The 17,355-nt window shown below is 71.2% G+C and carries 19 protein-coding genes and 1 pseudogene; 9 read left to right on the top strand and 11 right to left on the bottom strand.

The annotated features are described in order from the left end of the window. Nucleotides 1-330 (bottom strand): annotated as a pseudogene (locus Ato02nite_RS21520) (ATP-dependent DNA helicase); the annotation flags it as partial. Between the two features lie 107 nt (nt 331-437). Here Ato02nite_RS21520 and Ato02nite_RS21515 point away from each other — a divergent pair. Both Ato02nite_RS21515 and Ato02nite_RS21510 read left to right on the top strand, forming a co-directional pair. After that, a complete protein-coding gene (locus Ato02nite_RS21515) occupies nt 438-758 on the top strand; it encodes an ArsR/SmtB family transcription factor (protein ID WP_246607285.1) in 321 nt (106 codons plus the stop codon). Beyond that, nucleotides 755-1,213, top strand: a complete 459-nt coding sequence (locus tag Ato02nite_RS21510) for an SRPBCC domain-containing protein (RefSeq protein WP_213008397.1) — start codon at nt 755-757, stop codon at nt 1,211-1,213. Before Ato02nite_RS21515 ends, Ato02nite_RS21510 begins: the two co-directional genes overlap by 4 nt. Here Ato02nite_RS21510 and Ato02nite_RS21505 read toward each other — a convergent pair. Then, a complete protein-coding gene (locus Ato02nite_RS21505; RefSeq protein ID WP_213008396.1) occupies nt 1,210-2,145 on the bottom strand; it encodes an alpha/beta fold hydrolase in 936 nt (311 codons plus the stop codon). The two genes, Ato02nite_RS21510 and Ato02nite_RS21505, sit on opposite strands and share 4 nt — an antisense overlap. Nucleotides 2,146-2,314: 169 nt before the next feature. Here Ato02nite_RS21505 and Ato02nite_RS21500 point away from each other — a divergent pair, with 169 nt between their 5' ends. Further along, nucleotides 2,315-2,935 (top strand): carbonic anhydrase, encoded by a 621-nt coding sequence (locus Ato02nite_RS21500; RefSeq protein ID WP_213008395.1) that lies wholly within the window; start codon nt 2,315-2,317, stop codon nt 2,933-2,935. Nucleotides 2,936-3,529: 594 nt separating this feature from the next. Here Ato02nite_RS21500 and Ato02nite_RS21495 read toward each other — a convergent pair. After that, the gene (locus Ato02nite_RS21495; RefSeq protein ID WP_213008394.1) at nt 3,530-3,859 is read right to left on the bottom strand and encodes a hypothetical protein; all 330 of its coding nucleotides are present in this window, start codon (nt 3,857-3,859) and stop codon (nt 3,530-3,532) included. 233 nt (nt 3,860-4,092) lie between these two features. On the opposite strand from Ato02nite_RS21495, the gene Ato02nite_RS21490 reads away from it, so the two are divergent. Together Ato02nite_RS21490 and Ato02nite_RS21485 are read left to right on the top strand one after the other, a co-directional pair. Continuing rightward, entirely contained in the window at nt 4,093-4,584 is a 492-nt protein-coding gene (locus tag Ato02nite_RS21490; protein WP_213008393.1) for a DUF3145 domain-containing protein, read from the top strand. A 108-nt stretch (nt 4,585-4,692) separates the two neighbouring features. After that, the gene (locus Ato02nite_RS21485; protein ID WP_213008392.1) at nt 4,693-6,426 is read left to right on the top strand and encodes a glycoside hydrolase family 3 protein; all 1,734 of its coding nucleotides are present in this window, start codon (nt 4,693-4,695) and stop codon (nt 6,424-6,426) included. Between the two features lie 8 nt (nt 6,427-6,434). On the opposite strand, the gene fabF is transcribed toward Ato02nite_RS21485, so the two are convergent. The 5 genes from fabF to Ato02nite_RS21460 all read right to left on the bottom strand — a co-directional run bounded on the left by fabF (nt 6,435) and on the right by Ato02nite_RS21460 (nt 11,173). Beyond that, nucleotides 6,435-7,661 (bottom strand): beta-ketoacyl-ACP synthase II, encoded by a 1,227-nt coding sequence (gene fabF, locus Ato02nite_RS21480; protein ID WP_213008391.1) that lies wholly within the window; start codon nt 7,659-7,661, stop codon nt 6,435-6,437. Nucleotide 7,662: 1 nt separating this feature from the next. Then, a complete protein-coding gene (locus Ato02nite_RS21475; RefSeq protein ID WP_020516670.1) occupies nt 7,663-7,905 on the bottom strand; it encodes an acyl carrier protein in 243 nt (80 codons plus the stop codon). A 55-nt stretch (nt 7,906-7,960) separates the two neighbouring features. After that, nucleotides 7,961-8,914, bottom strand: a complete 954-nt coding sequence (locus Ato02nite_RS21470) for a beta-ketoacyl-ACP synthase III (protein WP_213008390.1) — start codon at nt 8,912-8,914, stop codon at nt 7,961-7,963. Then, nucleotides 8,911-9,855 carry an ACP S-malonyltransferase gene (locus Ato02nite_RS21465; protein WP_213008389.1) on the bottom strand — a complete coding sequence of 315 codons (945 nt, stop codon included), beginning with the start codon at nt 9,853-9,855 and terminating at the stop codon, nt 8,911-8,913. Before Ato02nite_RS21465 ends, Ato02nite_RS21470 begins: the two co-directional genes overlap by 4 nt. 142 nt (nt 9,856-9,997) lie before the next feature. Next, a complete protein-coding gene (locus tag Ato02nite_RS21460; RefSeq protein WP_213008388.1) occupies nt 9,998-11,173 on the bottom strand; it encodes a PucR family transcriptional regulator in 1,176 nt (391 codons plus the stop codon). A 275-nt stretch (nt 11,174-11,448) separates the two neighbouring features. On the opposite strand from Ato02nite_RS21460, the gene Ato02nite_RS21455 reads away from it, so the two are divergent. The 4 genes from Ato02nite_RS21455 (at nt 11,449) to Ato02nite_RS21440 (ending at nt 13,580) form a co-directional block, all read left to right on the top strand. Next, complete coding sequence (locus Ato02nite_RS21455) at nt 11,449-11,667, top strand: hypothetical protein (protein WP_213008387.1); 219 nt, start codon at nt 11,449-11,451, stop codon at nt 11,665-11,667. Nucleotides 11,668-11,738: 71 nt separating this feature from the next. Beyond that, nucleotides 11,739-12,278 (top strand): TetR/AcrR family transcriptional regulator, encoded by a 540-nt coding sequence (locus tag Ato02nite_RS21450; RefSeq protein ID WP_213008386.1) that lies wholly within the window; start codon nt 11,739-11,741, stop codon nt 12,276-12,278. A 46-nt stretch (nt 12,279-12,324) separates the two neighbouring features. Continuing rightward, nucleotides 12,325-12,801: a sigma factor-like helix-turn-helix DNA-binding protein gene (locus Ato02nite_RS21445; protein WP_213008385.1), complete on the top strand. Its 477-nt coding sequence runs from the start codon at nt 12,325-12,327 to the stop codon at nt 12,799-12,801. Next, nucleotides 12,798-13,580, top strand: a complete 783-nt coding sequence (locus Ato02nite_RS21440; protein ID WP_213008384.1) for a hypothetical protein — start codon at nt 12,798-12,800, stop codon at nt 13,578-13,580. Before Ato02nite_RS21445 ends, Ato02nite_RS21440 begins: the two co-directional genes overlap by 4 nt. Nucleotides 13,581-13,590: 10 nt before the next feature. Here Ato02nite_RS21440 and Ato02nite_RS21435 read toward each other — a convergent pair whose 3' ends face one another. The 3 genes from Ato02nite_RS21435 to Ato02nite_RS21425 form a co-directional block, all read right to left on the bottom strand. Further along, the gene (locus Ato02nite_RS21435) at nt 13,591-14,196 is read right to left on the bottom strand and encodes a hypothetical protein (RefSeq protein ID WP_246607284.1); all 606 of its coding nucleotides are present in this window, start codon (nt 14,194-14,196) and stop codon (nt 13,591-13,593) included. A gap of 415 nt (nt 14,197-14,611) precedes the next feature. After that, on the bottom strand, nt 14,612-16,018 hold the full coding sequence (gene gltX, locus Ato02nite_RS21430) for a glutamate--tRNA ligase (RefSeq protein WP_213008383.1): 1,407 nt from the start codon (nt 16,016-16,018) through the stop codon (nt 14,612-14,614). Between the two features lie 13 nt (nt 16,019-16,031). Further along, nucleotides 16,032-17,291: an MFS transporter gene (locus tag Ato02nite_RS21425; protein WP_213008382.1), complete on the bottom strand. Its 1,260-nt coding sequence runs from the start codon at nt 17,289-17,291 to the stop codon at nt 16,032-16,034. Between the last annotated feature and the right edge of the window lie 64 nt (nt 17,292-17,355).

Here is a 17,355-nt window from a genome sequence, read left to right as displayed (position 1 = left end):
GGGCGCCCGCCAGTCGACCACCAGGGGCGCGGAGTTCTCGTCGCGGATGCCCATCCGGCCGACGTAGTGGGTGGCGCCGGTCGTCAGGTCGAGGCGGCCGAAGACCAGTCCCTCGTATTCGGTGTCGAGGGCGTGCCGGCGACGGGCGGCGTGGAAGACCATCGCGTCGCGCTCGACGAGGGCGCCGAACGTGCCGACGCCGGCCATCTGGTAGCCCTCCTTCTCGGCGCGGGAGGCGTCCCGGCGCAGGTCGACGAGCCGGGCGTAGACCCGGTCGACGTGCTTCTGCTCGAGCGCGATCTCTTGCTGGAGGACGGTGGGGTCGCTCAAGTCGGTGGATCTCCCTTTTCCGGCCCCGGAGAAAAAGGGGGGCAATCGAATTTACTCCCCGGCGGCCTGTCCTTGACAGCCGGGTGCCGGTCTGGATACTTAAGCAGGTGCTTAACCATCAGCTCGACCTGGTGTACTCGGCCCTCTCCGACGGGAGCCGCCGCACGATGGTCGACCGGCTCAGCCGCGGCCCCGCCACGGTCAAGCAGCTCGCCGAGCCGCTGACCATGTCGCTGCCGGCCGTGCTGCAACACCTGCGCGTGCTGGAGGAGAGCGGCCTGGTGCGCTCGGAGAAGGTCGGCCGGGTCCGCACCTGCCGCCTCGAGCCGGCCGCGCTTCAGCAGGCCGAGCAGTGGATCGCCGACCGCCGGGCCGGCTGGGTGGCACGCCTGGACCGTCTCGAAGCATTCCTGGAGGAAGATCAATGACGACAAATCGGACTGCCATGCACGACACGTTCCGGATCGAGCGCCACTTCGACGCCGTACCGGAAAAGGTCTTCAATGCCTTTGCCGACCCCGCCGCCAAGGCCAAATGGTTCGGCGGGCCGGCCGAGATGAAGCGGGAGGACGAGACGTTCGACTTCCGCGAGGGCGGCCGGGAAACCATGACGTCGGTGCTCGGGGACGGCACCCGGTTCGGCTTCTTCGCCACCTACCTCGACATCGTCCCCGGTGAGCGCATCGTCTACACGTACGAGATGACGATGAACGGGCAGCGCATCTCGGTCTCGGTGGCCACCGTCGAGGTGCGCGCGAGCCGTTCCGGCGGCACCGACTTCGTCGTCACCGAGCAGGGCGTCTACCTGGACGGGCTGGACAACTCCGCGCAGCGCAAGCAGGGCACCGAGGACCTGATGGACGCCCTCGCCAAGTCGCTTTAGGCGGCTTTCCGGAGGGTCCGCCGGGCTCGGCGCGGCTTGACCGACCGTGCGCGCCGCACGATCTCGGACAACACGGCGGAGACCTCCTCGTGCCGTTCCAGCGGCAGCATGTGCCCGGCACCCGGGAAGACGGTCAGCTCGGTGCCGGGCAACGCCTCGGCGATCGAGTCCGCGCACGGCGGCGGGGTGAGCCGGTCGCGGTCACCCACCAGCACGGCGGCCGGCACGTCGCCCAGCCGGGACAGGGTGTCGAGGCGCTGCTGCTGACCGATCGAGGAGCGGAAACCACCGATCGAGCGCAACGACGTACGCCCCACGCTCTTGATCGTGACCTGGAGCGCCGCGTCCTCGTACTCGTCGCCGAAGAGCAACCACCGCAGTGCCGGCCGCAGTGCCGGCAGCACCGCGCGATGGGGCCGCCAGGCCCCCGAGCGGGCCAGCAGGCCGGCGCCGAGCGTCTCGCCCGCCCGCATCAGCACGGCCAGCCGCGGCGGCAGGCCGTAGCGGGTGTGCGCGTGCCCCTCGGCGGTCGTCGACACGAACAGCAACCCGGCCACCCGCTGCGCGAACTCGCCCGGGAACCGGTGCGCGTACTCCATGATCGTCATCCCGCCCATGGAGTGCCCCGCGAGCACCACCGGCCCGTCCGGCGCGAACCGCCGCAGCACCTCGGCAAGATCCTCACCCAGCTGCGCGAGCGTCGCCGACTCCAGCCGGGTCGACCCCGAACGCCCGTGCCCGCGGGTGTCGTAGGCGATCACCCGAGGCTCCGGCCGCATCCGGCTCAGGGCCGCGACCTGGTGATGCCAGGTGCGCCGATCAAGACACCAGCCGTGCAGCAGAACCACCGTGACCTGCGCGTCCGCCGGCCCCCAGGACTCCACGCACAGCGTCGCACCGTCGGAGAGCGTCAATTGCGAGCGCTCGGACATGGGCACCTCCGCCAGTAACACGGCCCCGTAGTACCCACGGGTAATAAGCATCACTCGCGATCAGTCAGACCGCTACTGTTACGAACAGATTTCTTGGCGGTTCGGCAAGCAGAAAGTGAGTTGCCTCGCACTCCGTGTTCACCTGCCCGACTTCGGCGAGAATCCCATCATGACGACCGACCCGTCGGCTCCGGCCACCGCTGCTGTCATCTCCGCCGAGGAAGCCCTCGCTGAGCTGGTCGCGGGCAACAAGCGCTTCGTCAGCGGCCGCCCCGAACACGGCCACCGCGTCTCCGCGGCCGCCGCCGCCTCGGGCGGCCAGCAGCCCCACGCCGTCGTGGTCGGTTGCATCGACTCCCGGGTCCCCCTGGAGGCGATCTTCGACCAGACCTTCGGCAACATCTGCGTGGTCCGCTCCGGCGGCCACGTGGTCGACCGGGCGGTCCTGGGCTCGGTGGGTTTCGCCGTGGCCAAGCTGGGCGTCCCACTGATCATGGTGCTGGGCCACAAGCGCTGCGGCGCGGTCCAGGCCGCGGTGGAAGCGGTCCGCACCAACGAGTACCCCGACGGCGACATCGGCTACCTGGTAGACCAGCTGACCCCCGCGGTGCTGGCGGTAGGCGCCGACGACCCCGACGCCCCTGAGAAGGCGATGCGAGCCCACGTAGCCCGCACGGTCCTGCGCATGCGCGACGTCACCGGCGTCACCGACCCGGTGGCTGCCGGCCGGGTAGACATCGTCGGCGCGGTCTACGACCTCGACACGGGCCTGGTAGACCTCCTGCCCTGACCGCCCGCCTTCGGCCGGGCGACCCAACGGCGCGGCCTGGTGGACCTCCTGCCCTGACCGCCCGCCTTCGGCCGGGCGACCCAACGGCGCGGCCTGGTGGGCCTCCGGCCCTGACCGCCGGCCTTCGGCCACGCGACCCAACAGCCTTTGATCAATACGGGCATCGAAACGCTCCCGCCAACCAGCGCGAGCTCACCGCCGCCCGAGGCCGCAGCGCGCCTCTCGCGCGAGGCGGTGGGCCGCGCCCCACTGCGGGCGCGGCTCTCCCGGCCGGCGGCGAGCGGTCGGCGGCGGTGGGCGGCTTGCTCGGGGTGTCCCCGGGCGCGCTCCCTGGGGTCGGGTGGGTTTCGGGTGGATCTTGTGGAGTTGCCGTTGGGTACAAGCGCGAAGTCGACAAGGGGGGTCGGCTTGCGCGAAAGGCGCGCTGCGGCCTTTGGGGGCGCCTTGCTTGCGCTGGTTGGCGGGGCCTTACATGTGCGTACTTTATGGGGTTTTGGGGGTGATCGTTGCTTGATGATCTCGGTGGGATGTTGATCAGTGGGCGCGAAAAAGGCGCCTCCCGGAAGGGAGACGCCTTTCTGCGCTGGTGCTAGGTCAGGCGGTCTCGAAGACGCCGGCGTCGACCAGGCGCTTCTCGGTTGCGGCCCAGCCGTGCTGCGGGTTGCTGGACTCGAGGGACTCGAGCTCCGCACGGATCTTGGCACCGTGACCGGCGGCGGCGAGGATGCGGATCTCCTCGACGAAAGCGTCGGAGTCGGTCTTGAGGTGGGCGGTCTTGCCGTTGGTCAGGTTGCGCACGTAGGCGAAGCGACCGTTGGCGAGAGGAATGAGGTACTTGTACTCACCGAGCACGCTGAGGGCGCCACCGGCGCTCTGGCCCGCGCGGACTGATGCGCGGGCGGTCTTCGAGGTGTTGCTCGCCACGGCGGAGCTCCTTGAGAACGCAGAAAAAAGGCCTCGGTAACTCTACACGATTCCCGTGCAGCCGTGCCGTCGGAGCAGGTCCGGCCGTTGAGAAGGGTGTGCCACTACGGCAGTTCCGATGTCGATGTTGCCGATTCTCTGGCGCACCATCCGTACCAACCGGCATCATGGGACACGATCAACCGCGGTCGAGGTCGTAGGGGAAGACGCACCTCGGTCTCCGGGAGGTCACCGTGCCAACGTGTGGCGTCGTATACGTCCACTCGACCCCACTTGCCGTGTGCCAGCACGTCGAGTGGGCGATCGCGCGCGTCCTGACCGCGCCGGTCAACCTGCAATGGACCGTGCAGCCGGTCGACCCCGGCGTGCGCAGGGCCGAATGCAGCTGGACCGGACGCGCCGGGACCGGCGCCGAGCTGGCTGCTGCCCTCCGGCAGTGGCCCATGATCCGTTTCGAGGTAACCGAGGAACCCAGCCCGGGCGTGGACGGTGAGCGTTTCATGCACGTGCCGGGCCGCGGGCTCTTCCACGGGATCATGGGCGCGTCGGGGGACATTCAGCTGGGCGAGGACCGCCTGCGCGCGATCATGGACTCCGCGCGAGCGCCGGAGGCCCTGTCGCATGCCCTCGAGAAGGCGCTCGGCACGGCGTGGGACGCCGAGCTGGAGCCCTACCGCTACGCCGGTGACGGCGCGCCGGTCACGCTGCTAACCCGGGTCGGCTGACGCGGCGAGTGCCGCTTCGGCGATGACGTCTGCGCCGGTAAAACCCGACACTCGTGATGAACGCGGATAAATTCGTGCGATTTGCGCAGCGCGCGGCGGGCTGCTGAGATGACATATGTGAAGCGGATTCTGCGGGTCGCCCTGGTCATGCCGTTGGTGCTGGCCGGAGCCGCGTGCAGCGGCAAGAAGGAAACACCGGCCGCGGTGCCGTCCGGGGCGGCCGACGCCGTCTCCACGCCGGCGCCGTCGTCCGCGCCGAGCGCGACGCCGACCGGCGATCCGGCGGCTCTGGCCGCCACCGCGATCGCCGCGATGAGCGACGCCGATCTGGCCGGTCAGGTCCTCATGCCGTACGCGTACGGCAGCGACGCGACCACCGTGGACAAGACCTCCGCGGCCGGCAATCAGAACCTGGCGGGTGTGGACACCCCGGCGCAGATGGTCGCGAAATTCCATCTGGGCGGCCTGATCCTGGTCAGTTTCACCGCCCAGGACCCGACCGGCTCCACCAACCCGGCGACCAACGTGGAGAGCCCGCAACAGGTTCGCCGGCTCACCGACGGCCTGCAGGCAGCGGCCCGGCAGCTGCCCGGCGGCGCTCCGCTGATGATCGGCACCGACCAGGAGTACGGCGTGGTCACCCGGATCACCAACGGCGTCACCATGCTGCCGTCGGCGATGGGGGCGGGCGCGGCCGCCCAGTCACCGCTCACCGAGGACGCCTGGCGTGCGGCCGGCGAGGAACTGGCCGCGATGGGGATCACCGTCGACTTCGCCCCGGTCGCTGACACGCTCGGCCCGCCGGCCAACACGGTGATCGGTTCCCGGTCCTTCGGCGCCGACCCGGCGGCCAACGGCGGCCAGGTCGCGGCGGCCGTGCGCGGCCTGCGGGCGGGCGGTGTCGCGGCCGGCCTCAAGCACTTCCCCGGGCACGGGCACACCAGCGGGGACAGCCACCAGGGCCTACCGGTGATCACCCAGACGACCGCGCAGCTGGCGGCGCAGGACCTGCCGCCGTTCCAGGCGGGCGTGGCGGCGGGCGCGGGCGTGGTGATGTCCGGCCACCTGGACGTGCAGGCCGTCGACAAGGGTGTGCCGGCCACGTTCTCGCACAAGATCATGACGGACGTGCTACGCGGGTCGCTCAAGTTCACCGGCGTCGCGATCACCGATGCGATGAACATGCCGCCGGCCATGAAGTGGCCGGCCGGTGAGGCCGCGGTGCGGGCCCTGAACGCGGGCAACGACATGCTGCTCATGCCGCCGGACATCACGGCCGCCCGGGACGGCATCCTGGCCGGCCTCAAGAGTGGCTCGCTCAAGCGGGAGCGCCTGGTCGAGGCGGTCACCCGGATCCTGACCCTGAAGTTCCGCACCGCGCAGACCCCGCAGCCGCAGATCGGCACGGTCGGCTCGGACGCCCATCAGCAGGCGGTGGCGGCCCTGGACGCCGCGTCGATCACGGTGCTGAAGGGCCCGTGCGCCGGTCCGCTGGTCGGCGGCCCGGTCACGGTCACCGCGGCCGACGGCCGTGAGGTGGCGCGGGTGACGCTGGTGAAGGCGCTGCAGGCGGCCGGGGTGACCGTGCAGGCGGCCGGCGGCAAGGTCGTCCACCTGGTCGGTTACGGAGACTCCGGCGCCGACCTGGACCCGGCCGCGGCCGCGACGGTCATGATGGACACGCCCTACCTGCTGGCTTCGGCCAAGTCGCCGGTGCTGGTCGCCACCTACTCGTCGAGCAAGCTGTCGCTGACCGCGCTCGCCGCGGTGATCGCCGGGAAGGCGAAGGCGCCGGGGAAGTCACCGGTCGCGGTGACCGGGCTTCCCCGGACGGCCTGCTAGCGCCTGTCTTACGGCCGGGTGAAGACGAGGGCCACGTTGTGGCCGCCGAACCCGAACGAGTTGTTCATCGCCGCGTGGATCTCCAGCGGGCGGGCCTTGTGCGCCGCCACGTCGAGGTCCAGCCGCTCGTCGGGGTCGTCCAGGTTGATCGTGGGGGGAACCACGCTGTCCCGGATGGCGAGGATGGCGGCGATCGACTCGACCGCGCCGGCCGCGCCCAGCAGGTGGCCGGACATCGACTTGGTCGAGGTGATCACCGGGTGGCTGCCCACCGCGGTCCGGATGCCGATGATCTCGCCCATGTCGCCGGCCGGCGTCGAGGTGGCGTGCGCGTTGACGTGGGCGATGTCGGCACCGGTCAGGCCGGCGTCGCGGATCGCCTTGCTCATCGCGCGGATGCCGCCCTTGCACTCCGGGTCGGGCTGGACGATGTCGTACCCGTCGGAGGTGATGCCGGCTCCGGCGAGCCGGGCGTACACCCGGGCACCGCGGGCCTTGGCGTGGTCGGCGCGCTCCAGGATGACCGCGCCCGAGCCCTCACCGAAGACGAAGCCGTCGCGGCCCTTGTCCCAGGGGCGGGACGCCTTCTCCGGCTCGTCGTTGCGGGTCGACATGGCCCGCATGGAGGCGAAACCGGCGAACGGCAGCGGGTGGATGACCGCCTCGGTGCCACCGGCGATGACCACGTCGGCGCGCCCGGAGCGGATGATGTCGAGACCCAGGGCGAGGGCCTCGGCACCGGTGGCGCAGGCGCTGGCCATGGCGTGCACGCCGGCCTGCGCGCCGAAGTCGATGCCGATCCAGGCGGCCGGCCCGTTCGGCATGAGCATCGGCACGGTGTGCGGGCTGACCTTGCGCGGGCCCTGGGCTTCGAGGATGTCGTCCTGGTTGAGGAGCGTCTGCGCACCCCCTATTCCGCTGCCGAAGCTGACCCCGAGGCGTTCCGGGTCGAGCCCGGTGCCTTCCAGGCCGGCGTCGGCCCAGGCCTGCTTCGCGGCGATCAGGGCGATGGCCTCGGAACGGTCCAGGCGGCGCAGCCGGACCCGCTCGATGACCTCGGAGGGTTCGACGGCGAGTTCGGCGGCGATGCGGACGGTCAACTGAGCCGCCCACTCCTGGGTGAGTGCCCTCACCCCGGAGCGGCCGGCGAGCATGGCGTCCCAGGTGGACGCGACGTCCCCGCCCAACGGGGTGGTCGCGCCGAGCCCGGTGACGACGACGTCTACGTTGCTCATGTCAGTGGTTCGCCTCGATGTAGGAGACGGCGTCGCCGACGGTCTTCAGGTTCTGCACCTCGTTGTCGGGGATCTTGACGCCGAACTTCTCCTCGGCGGCCACCACGACCTCGACCATCGACAGCGAGTCGACGTCCAGGTCGTCGGTGAAGGACTTCTCCTCGGCGACGTCGTCCGGGTTCACCCCGGCGACCTCCTCGAGGATCTCGGCGAGGCCAGAGGTGATCTCTTCGCGAGTTGCCATTTTGGGAATTTCCTCTCAACTGTTGGGGAGGTGCTCCGACCGGTCGTGCCGCCCGTCACGGGCAGCGGACGACCTGGCCGGCGTAGGTGAGGCCGCCGCCGAAGCCGAACAGCAGCACCGGGGCGCCCGAGGGCACCTCCCGGCGCTCGACCAGCTTGGACAGGGCCAGCGGGATGCTTGCCGCGGAGGTGTTGCCGGAGACCGCCAGGTCCTTCGGGACGACCACGTCCGGCCCGAGGCCGAGCCGCTTCACGATGCCGTCGATGATCCGGGCGTTGGCCTGGTGCGGGACGAAGGCGGCCAGCTCGGAGACGTCGACGCCGGCCTTCTCGCAGGCCTGGCGGGCGAACGGGGCGAGCGCGGTGGTCGCCCACCGGAAGACGATCTGGCCCTCCTGGTGGATGTACGGCTGCCAGCCCTCGATCTTCAGGACGTCGCCCTTGTCCGGCGCCGAGCCCCACAGCACCGGGCCGATCCCCGGCTCCTCACCGTCGGCCACCGCGGTGATCACGGCCGCGCCGGCGGCGTCGCCGAAGAGCACGGCGGTGCTGCGGTCGGTCCAGTCGGTGACGTCGGAGAGCTTCTCGGCACCGATCACTATGGCGTTGCGCGCGGCGCCGGCCCGGATCGCGTGGTCGGCCGTGCCGACCGCGTAGGAGAAGCCGGAGCAGGCGGTGTTCAGGTCGAACGCGGCCGGGGCGGCGATGCCGAGCTTGGCCGCGACCCGGGTCGCGACGTTCGGGCAGCGGTCGATCGAGGTGCAGGTGGCGACCACGACCATATCGATGTCGGCGGCGGACAGGCCGGAGTTGGCCAGGGCCTTCTCGGCCGCGTAGGTGGCCATGTCGGCGACCGACTCGGCCCCGGCGATGCGCCGCTCGGCGATGCCGACCCGGTCCTTGATCCACGCGTCGTTGGTGTCGATGGTGCTGGCCAGGTCGTCGTTCGTGACGACGCGCGAGGGCTGGTAGTGGCCCATCGCGACGATGCGGGAACCCGCGGCGGTCATCGTGCTGCTCCTTCGATCTGCTGCCCGCCGTGCCGGGCGATCAGGTCCCGGGCGGCCGGCAGGTCGTCCGGGGTGTTGAGGGTGACGATCTCCGGGGCTCCGTCGCCCTTGAGCTCGCGCTTGACCAGGCCGGCCAGGGTGCCGGCCGGCGGCAGCTCGATGACGCCGGTGACGCCGAGGTCCTTGAGCGTGCGCATGCACAGGTCCCAGCGGACCGGCGCGGTGACCTGGCGGACGAGGCGGCCGACCATGTCGCGGCCGTCGGTGACCGACGTGCCGTCGAGGTTGGACAGCAGGACGCGGACCGGGTCGTGCACGGTGACCCCGGCGGCGACCGTGCCCAGCGCGGTCTCGGCGGGCGCCATGTACGGCGTGTGGAAGGCACCGGCCACCTGCAGGGCGATGATGCGGGCCTTGGCCGGCGGCTCGGCGGCCAGCTTGGCGAGCCCGTCCAGGCTGCCGGCCGCGACGACCTGGCCGGCGCCGTTGCGGTTGGCGGGGTAGAGGCCGTGGCTTTCGACGGCGGCCAGCACCTCGGCGGGGTCGCCGCCGAGGACCGCGCTCATGCCGGTCGGCACCAGAGCGCAGGCGGCGGCCATCTCCCGGCCGCGCACGCCGGCCAGGGTGATCGCGGTGTCGGCCGGCAGGACGCCGGCCAGGGCGGCCGCACCGAGCTCACCGACGCTGTGCCCAGCGACCAGGTCGACGTCGGGCAGTGGCAGGTGTTCCCCGGCGAGCAGCGCCGCGGCCACCAGCAGCGGCTGGGTCCGGGCGGTGTCCTTGATCTCGTCGGCACCGGCCTCGGTGCCGAGGTGCAGCAGGTCGACGTCGGCGAGCGCGGACCACTCACGCAGGCGGGCCTCGGCGCCAGGGAGCGCGAGCCAAGGAGTCAGGAAGCCGGGCTTCTGGGAGCCCTGGCCGGGCGAAAGTACGGCGAGCACGGTGCTGACTCTTCCGGATGCGGGGGCCATCCGCGGTTGACGGCGGCAACGAAACCCTACGACCATCGTTGTAGGTTTCCTACAAACGGGTCCCACTTACGCCGCATTTGTTAGTGCTCGGGCGGGAAAACTGAGCGGTGATTTAGGTCGCAGGGTCGAGCCGGCCGAAGGTCATGGCCAATCGCAGGGCGAAGGCGTCCCGGCCGTCGAACGGCGACAGGCCGGTCACCTCGGCCACCCGCTTGAGCCGGTAGCGGACGGTGTTGGGGTGCACGTACAACTCGCGGGCCGCACTTTCCAGCACCCCGCCGGAGGCGAAGAAGGCGTCCAGCGTCTCGAGCAGGCCGCTGCCGGCCCGGGACAACGCTCCGTAGACATCGTGCCGCAGTGTGCGGCGGGCCGCCGAGTCGCCGGCCAGGGCGCGCTCGGGGAGCAGGTCGTCGGCCGCGACCGGGTTCGGTGCGCCCGGCCAGGCGGGTGCGGCCCGGAAACCGGACAGCGCGGCGCGGGCCGACTCGGTGGCCTGGTCGAGCGACGGCACCGCGGGCCCGAACACGATCGGGCCGTCGCCGAAGCTGGGTGCCAGCGCCGTCGCGCTCGCCGTCAGATCGGTCACCCCGCCCATCACCACGACCAGCCGGTCGCCGTGCACGCCGCCGATCACCTCGAGCCGGGCCCGGCGGGCGGCCCGGTAGACGGCGTGCAGCACCGAGGTGATCTCGCCGCCGGGGGAGCGGCCCACCACGACCGCGACCGGTGGGGCGTCGGCCCAGCCAAGCGCGGCGGCCCGGCTGGCCAGCACGTCGGAGGAGTCGCCGCGCAGCAGGGCGTCGACCAGCATGGCCTGCAGCCGGGCGTCCCAGGCCCCACGCGACTCGGCGGCCCGCGCGTAGACCCGGGCGGCCGAGAAGGCGATCTCCCGGGAGAACTTGAGGATGGCCTCGAGCAGGGCCTTCTCCTCACCGGCCGCGGCCAGCTCACCGACCTCGGACTCGGCCACGTCGATGGTCGCCTTGATCAGCTGGACCGCCTGGGTCAGCGTGATCGAGCGGGCCAGCGCGCGGGGTGCGGCCGCGAACACCTCGTCGGAGATCTCCTGGCTGTTGGCCACCGCGCCGCCGGAGCGCAGCCACTCGACCAGCGACCGGACGCCGGCCTGGGCGACGAGCATGACCCAGGAGCGCTGGTCGGCCGGGAGGGCGCGGAACCAGGGGAGCGTCTCGTCCATCCGGGCGACCGCCGAGCTGGCGAGGGCGCCCGCACTGCGCTCGATGCGGCGCAGGGTGGCGGCGAGCGGAGGTTTCGCCGTGTCTGCCACGCCACACAGACTGCCACGCGGCCGCACGGCGCCGCTTCTGCCCCGGTTTCCTGCTGCAAGTTGCAAGAGCGCAGGTCACGGGGCAATTAGGCGCAATGCGTACGACTTTTGTGACGATTTGGGTTCTTTGTCGGGATAGCAGTGCGCCCCTCCCGCGATTTCGGTCGGTGACCTGGCAGTCTGTCGCACTAGCATTGCCCGGTTCCCCCGGCCGGAAGGTAATACCGCGCCCGGGGCAGCCGATGGGACACCGCGTGAAGGATGGGGGAGGCGAGATGACGGAACGGGAAGACGGGCCGCTGCACGCCGACATCGATCCCGCGCTCGAAGACGTACAGCCGATGGTTACACCGGTCGTCGAGGTCGAGCCAGGGCCGAGCCGGGTTGGTTGCCGTACCGAGTTGCACGGCTGGGCCGGAGGCCATCTGCACGGCGCGGTCCGCCCGCGCCGCCGGGCCGCGGGTCGCGGACGCCCGCCGAGCCGCTGGTGCTGATCGCTCACCCGCTCGGGTGAGTGCCGGGCGCGGCACGGCCACCGAGCCGTGCCGGCCCGACACGGTGAGGTGTGGACGACAAGAGGCGGCTGATCCTGGACCAGGCGCTGGCGCTGGTCGACGAGCGCGGGCTGGCTGCCATGTCGATGCGGGCGGTGGCCGAGCGGGTCGGGCTCACCTCGATGGCGCTCTATCCGTACGTGGGTGGCAAGGACGCGCTTCTCGACGGCCTGGTCGACCTGCTGCACCAGGAGCTGGGCTCGTCGGTGGCCGGTGCGGGAGATCCGGACTGGCGGACCCGGCTGCGCGCGCTCGGCCGGGCCGTCCGGCAGCTCGCCTTCGCTCACCCGGGTGCGTTCCCGCTGCTGCTCAACCGCTCGGCGGCGGGCGCGTCGGCGTCCTGGCTCACCGCCGCGCTGCGCGGTATCCTGCACGACGCCGGGGTGGACGCCGCCCGGGTGCCCGGGCTGGCCCGGATGATCTGCGCCTTCCTGCTGGGCTATGCGACCGGCGAGGTGACCGGCGGTCTGCCGCCGGGCCCGCCGGCGGAGTTCGAGGCAAACCTGGCCGATCTCGTACGGCTGGTGGAGGTCACCGTTCGGGCGGCATGATCGGTGTTTCGTCACGACGAAAGCGACTTTCTCCTATAAAGGTGCTATGTCCGGTGACGACGACGGTTTGCGCGACTTCGTGGCCAGCCGCCTGCCGCACCTGCGCCGATCGGCGTTCCTGATGTGCGGCGACTGGGAGCTCGCCACCGAGCTGACCCGCGCCTGCCTGGCCCGGGTGGTGGCGGACACCCGCCGCGGCGCGGTCGCCGACCCCGACGTGTACGCGTACGCCGACCTGATGGAAGCCTGCCGCCGCCGGAACCGGCGCCGCGAGCACGTCTTCGTGGCCGCGGCCGGCGCCGAGGGTGTCGCGGCCGAGTCCATCCTGCTGCTCGACGCCCTGCACAAGCTCGCGCCCCGCTGCCGTGCCGTGCTGGTGCTGCGGCACTGGGACGGCTTCGACGTGGACGCGGTCGGCGCGATGCTCGACCTCGACGACGAGCGGGTCGCCGCCTACGAACGGGCCGGCCTGGCCGCCCTGCAGAAGCTGCTGCTCGAGTCCGAGGCGGCGCTGTCCGCATGAACGAGCGAAGCAGGCCGCTGACCCGGCTCCTCGAGCACGTGCTGGAGGGCGAGCCGGACCTCGGCGACGAGGTCGACGCGGTCTTCCGGGACGCCGACCGGATCCGCCGCCGGCGCACCCGGGTGCTGCTCGGCGCCGGTGCCGCCGTGGTGGCGGTGATCGCGGCCGCCGGTTACCTGCTCACCACGACGCTGATGCCGGCCACCGAGACCCTGCCGCAGCCGCGGGCCACGGTCACCACCAGCGCGGTCCCGGTGCCGTCCAGCGTCGCCGACCCGGTGCTGGCGGTGCTCGCACCGGTGGTGGACGGGAAGAAGCTGCGCATTTTTCCGCGCCCGCCGGAGCGCGGCAACGGCTGGCGGCAGTACTCGATCGCCGACCTGGACGGCAAGCCGCGCGGCACCGTCGAGATCGCCGTCTACCACGTCGCCGAGGACATCTGCTTCCCGGTGCCGACCGCCCCCGGCAAATGCGCCCGCACCGAGTGGGCGCCGGCCGGGGTGGAGTACGTCCGCTACGACGCCGACCAGGACCGGGACTGGCAGGTGCACCAGACCATCGCCCGCCGGATCACCGACGGGCGCACCCTCGCGGTGATGGCCACCGGCGAGCGCGGCACCGACAACGCGTCGAAGGGCAAGCCGGGACTGACCGGCGCGCAGATCGAGAAGATCGCCACCGACCAGAAGTTGTTCGACGCCTTCGGCCCGGACGAGCAGTGCTCCGGCCCGTCCTCGGCGGCGTGCCCGGCCTTCCGGGTGCCGGTGCCGCTGCCCTAGGGCAGCGGCGCTAGACCTTGCGGCGGATCAGGAAGGCGATGCCGGCCAGGCCGAACGCGATGACCGCCAGGACCGCGCCGTTGACCAGCAGCACCCGGCGCATCTCGCCGAGGAAGTTGTTCACCCCGGTGACCGGGTCTAGCTCGTTGGAGTCGATGTCCTGGCCGATGCCGCCACCGATGCCGCCGGCGACCACGTCCGGCTTGGCCTCGAGGGGAACACCGCTGACCCGCAGCGTCTCGGACATGGTGAGCCGGCCGTAGAACCAGCCGTCGGTCACCGTCTTGCCGATCACCGGCTGCTTGGCCGGGCGGTGGGCGCGCGGGCCGCCGGCCGCGAGCGGGTACAGGTCGTAGACCATCTGCGGAGCCGTCTTGATCATGACGGTCAGCGAGTATTTGGGGCCCAGCTTGTCGGCCGCGGGCGCGGTGGTCTGCGGCGTGGCCGTGGCCATCCAGGTGACCTCGGCCAGCAGGGTGTCGAAGAGCCGGGCGCCGTCGGTCGGGTCGACGATGAGCGTGCCGTCGATGTCTTTCCCGACGATCTGGACGCTGGTCGGTTTCGCGGCCGGCTTGGGCGCGGCCTGCGCGGCCGGCGCGACTCCCAACGTGACCAATGCGGCGACGGCAATCGCCCCGACGCCAGAGATCACCCGGGCCATCACCCCGTGACTCAGTGCCCCTCGAACCATGGTCCGGCCTCCCCGCCCCGTGGTGGACATGGCTTCGCGCGTGGCTGGTCACGGCGCGACGGTGGATCGCGGCGCGGCCGAAGCCCCACTAAGCCTCCCCGGACAGACGCCCGGGCGCATCTCGAGCCGGACGAATTGGAGCCATCTGGGGATGACCGAAGAGACGACAACGGCCGTTGATCAGCGGCCGAATAGTACCCAGTCTTTGCAAGCCAAGGGGCCTCAGGTCACCCCCGCAGCGGTATTCGTTACCGGAACGACGGGAAGCGATGGCCGGCTGGGCGGCAAATGCGATAAAGACAAAAATTTCGGGTACGCGGTCCGCGTACCCGAAATTCTCCTAGAGTGCGGCCCGTGCGGCGCGCAAGCGACGCAGGGTGCGCTCGCGGCCCAGTACCTCGATCGACTCGAAGAGCGGGAGGCCCACCGAGCGCCCGGTGACCGCCACCCGGACCGGCGCCTGGGTCTTGCCCAGCTTGAGCTCGCGGGCCAGGCCGACCTGCTCGAGCGCGGCCTTCAGCGGCTCGGCCGACCAGTCCTCGAGCGCCTCGAATGCGGCCGCGGTCGCTTCCAGGATCTCGGCGGCCCCGCCCTTCATCGCCTTGGCCCAGGAGGCCTCGTCGCGGACCGGCTCGTCGAGGAAGAGGAAGTCGACGTACTCCACGATTTCCGACAGCACCGCGATGCGGGTCTGCGCGAGCGGCGCCACCGCCGTGAAGACCTGCAGGTCGAAGGCGGCCGGCGCCCACGGCGGGGCCGGGATCGTGTCGGTGCCCTGCAGCCACGGCGCGCAGCACGCGGCGAACTCGTCGGGCGCCAGCGCGCGGATGTAGTCGCCGTTGAACGCGCGCAGCTTCTTGACGTCGAAGAACGCCGGGGCGTGGTTGACCTCGTCGATCCGGTATTCCTCTTCGATCACCGACCAGGGCACGATCTCCCGGTCGCCGGACGGCGCCCAGCCGAGCAGCATCAGGTAGTTGCGCATCGCGGCGGCCAGGTAGCCCTCGTCGCGGTACGACTCCAGGGCGACCTTGTCGCGGCGCTTCGACAGTTTCTGCCGCTTCTCGTTGACGATGACCGGAACGTGGCCCCAGATCGGCGGGGTGTGGCCCAGCGCCTCCCACAGCATCTGCTGCTTGGGGGTGTTGGGCAGGTGCTCCTCGGCCCGGAACACGTGGGTGATCCCCATGGTCATGTCGTCCACGACGTTGGCCAGCAGGAACAGCGGGGAGCCGTCGCCGCGGGCGATGACGAAGTCCTCGATCAGCTTGTTCTCGAACGTGGGCTTGCCGCGCACGAGGTCGACCACCACGGTCTCGCCCTCGTCGGGGGTGCGGAAGCGCAGCGCGCGGCCGTCACCGGGGCCGAGGTCCTTGTCACGGCAGAAGCCGTCGTAACCGGAGTGCTGGTTGCCGGTGCGGGCGATGACGTCCTCCCGCTTGCAGCCGCAGTAGTAGGCCTTGCCCTCGCCGTAGAGGCGGGTCGCGGCGGCGGTGTGGTCGGCGGCGTAGGACGACTGGTAGTAGGGACCCTCGTACGCCCCCCGCTCGATGCCGATCCAGTCGAGCGCGGCGATGATGCCTTCGGTCCACTCCGGACGGTTCCGGGCGGCGTCGGTGTCCTCGATCCGGAGCACGAAGACACCCTCGTGCTGCTGGGCGTAGATCCAGTTCTGCAGCGCCGAGCGGGCGCCGCCGACGTGGAACATGCCGGTCGGGGACGGGGCGAAACGTACGCGAACAGTCACCCACTCAGAGTACCTAGGCCACGGATTTGATTTTCAGGACGGCCAGGGCGCCGGCCAGGCTGGTGACGGCGGTGAGTACGAACAGCGTGGGATAACCGCCCAGGAAGGCCACCACCGGGGCGGCCAGGACCGGGCCGAGCGCCTGGGAGACCGACGGGGCGATGTTGATGACGCCGATGTCCTTGGCCCGGTCGGCGGCGGCCGGCAGCACCTGGGTGACGACCGCGGTGTCCACCGCCAGGTAGACACCGAAGCCCGCGCCGAACAGCACCGCCGCCACCATGGCGACCGGCCAGGTCGGCCAGATGGCCAGCAGGATCGCGGCGACCGCGATGATCACGCCGGACCAGACCACGAAGACCTTGCGCTTGCCGGCCCGGTCGGAGAGCCAGCCGCCGAGCATCGCCGTGCCGACCATGCCGACCGTGTAGAGCAGGATCATGTAGAGCAGGCCGGTCTCGGCGTCCGCCAGCTTTACCGCGTCGGACAGGAAATAGAGCAGATAGAGCGTGCCGAGCGCGTTGCCGAGCATGACCAGGAACCGGGTGACCCAGGCCCAGGCGAAGTCGGGGTTGCCGCGCATGTCGACGCGGAACGCCCGCCAGGTGAAGCGGGGCACGACCGTGTCGCCGAGCGGGTCGTCCGGAGTGCGCAGCACGAACGGCGCGACCAGGAGCAACAGGCCGATCGCGATGATCAGATAGCCCGGCGGCGGGGTGGTGACCACGGTGGTGACCAGGATGGCGCCGACCACCAGGCCGAGGGCGACCGGCATGCCGATCCAGCCGGAGACCAGGCCACGCTGGGCGACCGGCACCCGGTCGGGGACCGCGGAGGTCAGGGTGGCCAGCATGACGTTGATGCCGATGTTGGCGAGGGCCCAGCCCACGGTGATCCAGAACAGGTTGGGTGCGACCGCGAGCACCAGCAGGCAGAGGGAGAGCAGCAGCGCGCCGCCGGCCGTCCAGATGTGCCGCCGGCCCCAGGCCCGGCCGAGGAAGTGCAGCCGGGTGCGGTCGGAGAGGGCGCCGGCCAGCGGGTTGACGACGACGGCGACGATCGCGCCGATGCCGGTGACGATGCCCAGCCAGAGCTCCTTGTGCGCGATCCCGAGGTCTTCGATCTGCTCGGGCAGCAGCACCTGCAGCGGCGTGTAATAGGCCATCCAGAGGCCCAGATTGGCGGCGAAGAGCAGCCCGATCCAGGAGCGCCGGACGTGGATGACGGGCTCGGCCAGCGCTGACGGTCCCTGAGTCTTGGGGGTGACTGCCATCGAGCCTCCTCTCCGTAGCGATGAGCTTACGGAATGTCAGACAACTTGACGAGAGGCTCTTGCG

Source organism: Paractinoplanes toevensis, from assembly GCF_018332695.1.
GTDB classification, from domain to species: Bacteria; Actinomycetota; Actinomycetes; order Mycobacteriales; family Micromonosporaceae; genus Actinoplanes; species Actinoplanes toevensis.
This window is presented reverse-complemented; position numbering and strand designations above follow the sequence as displayed.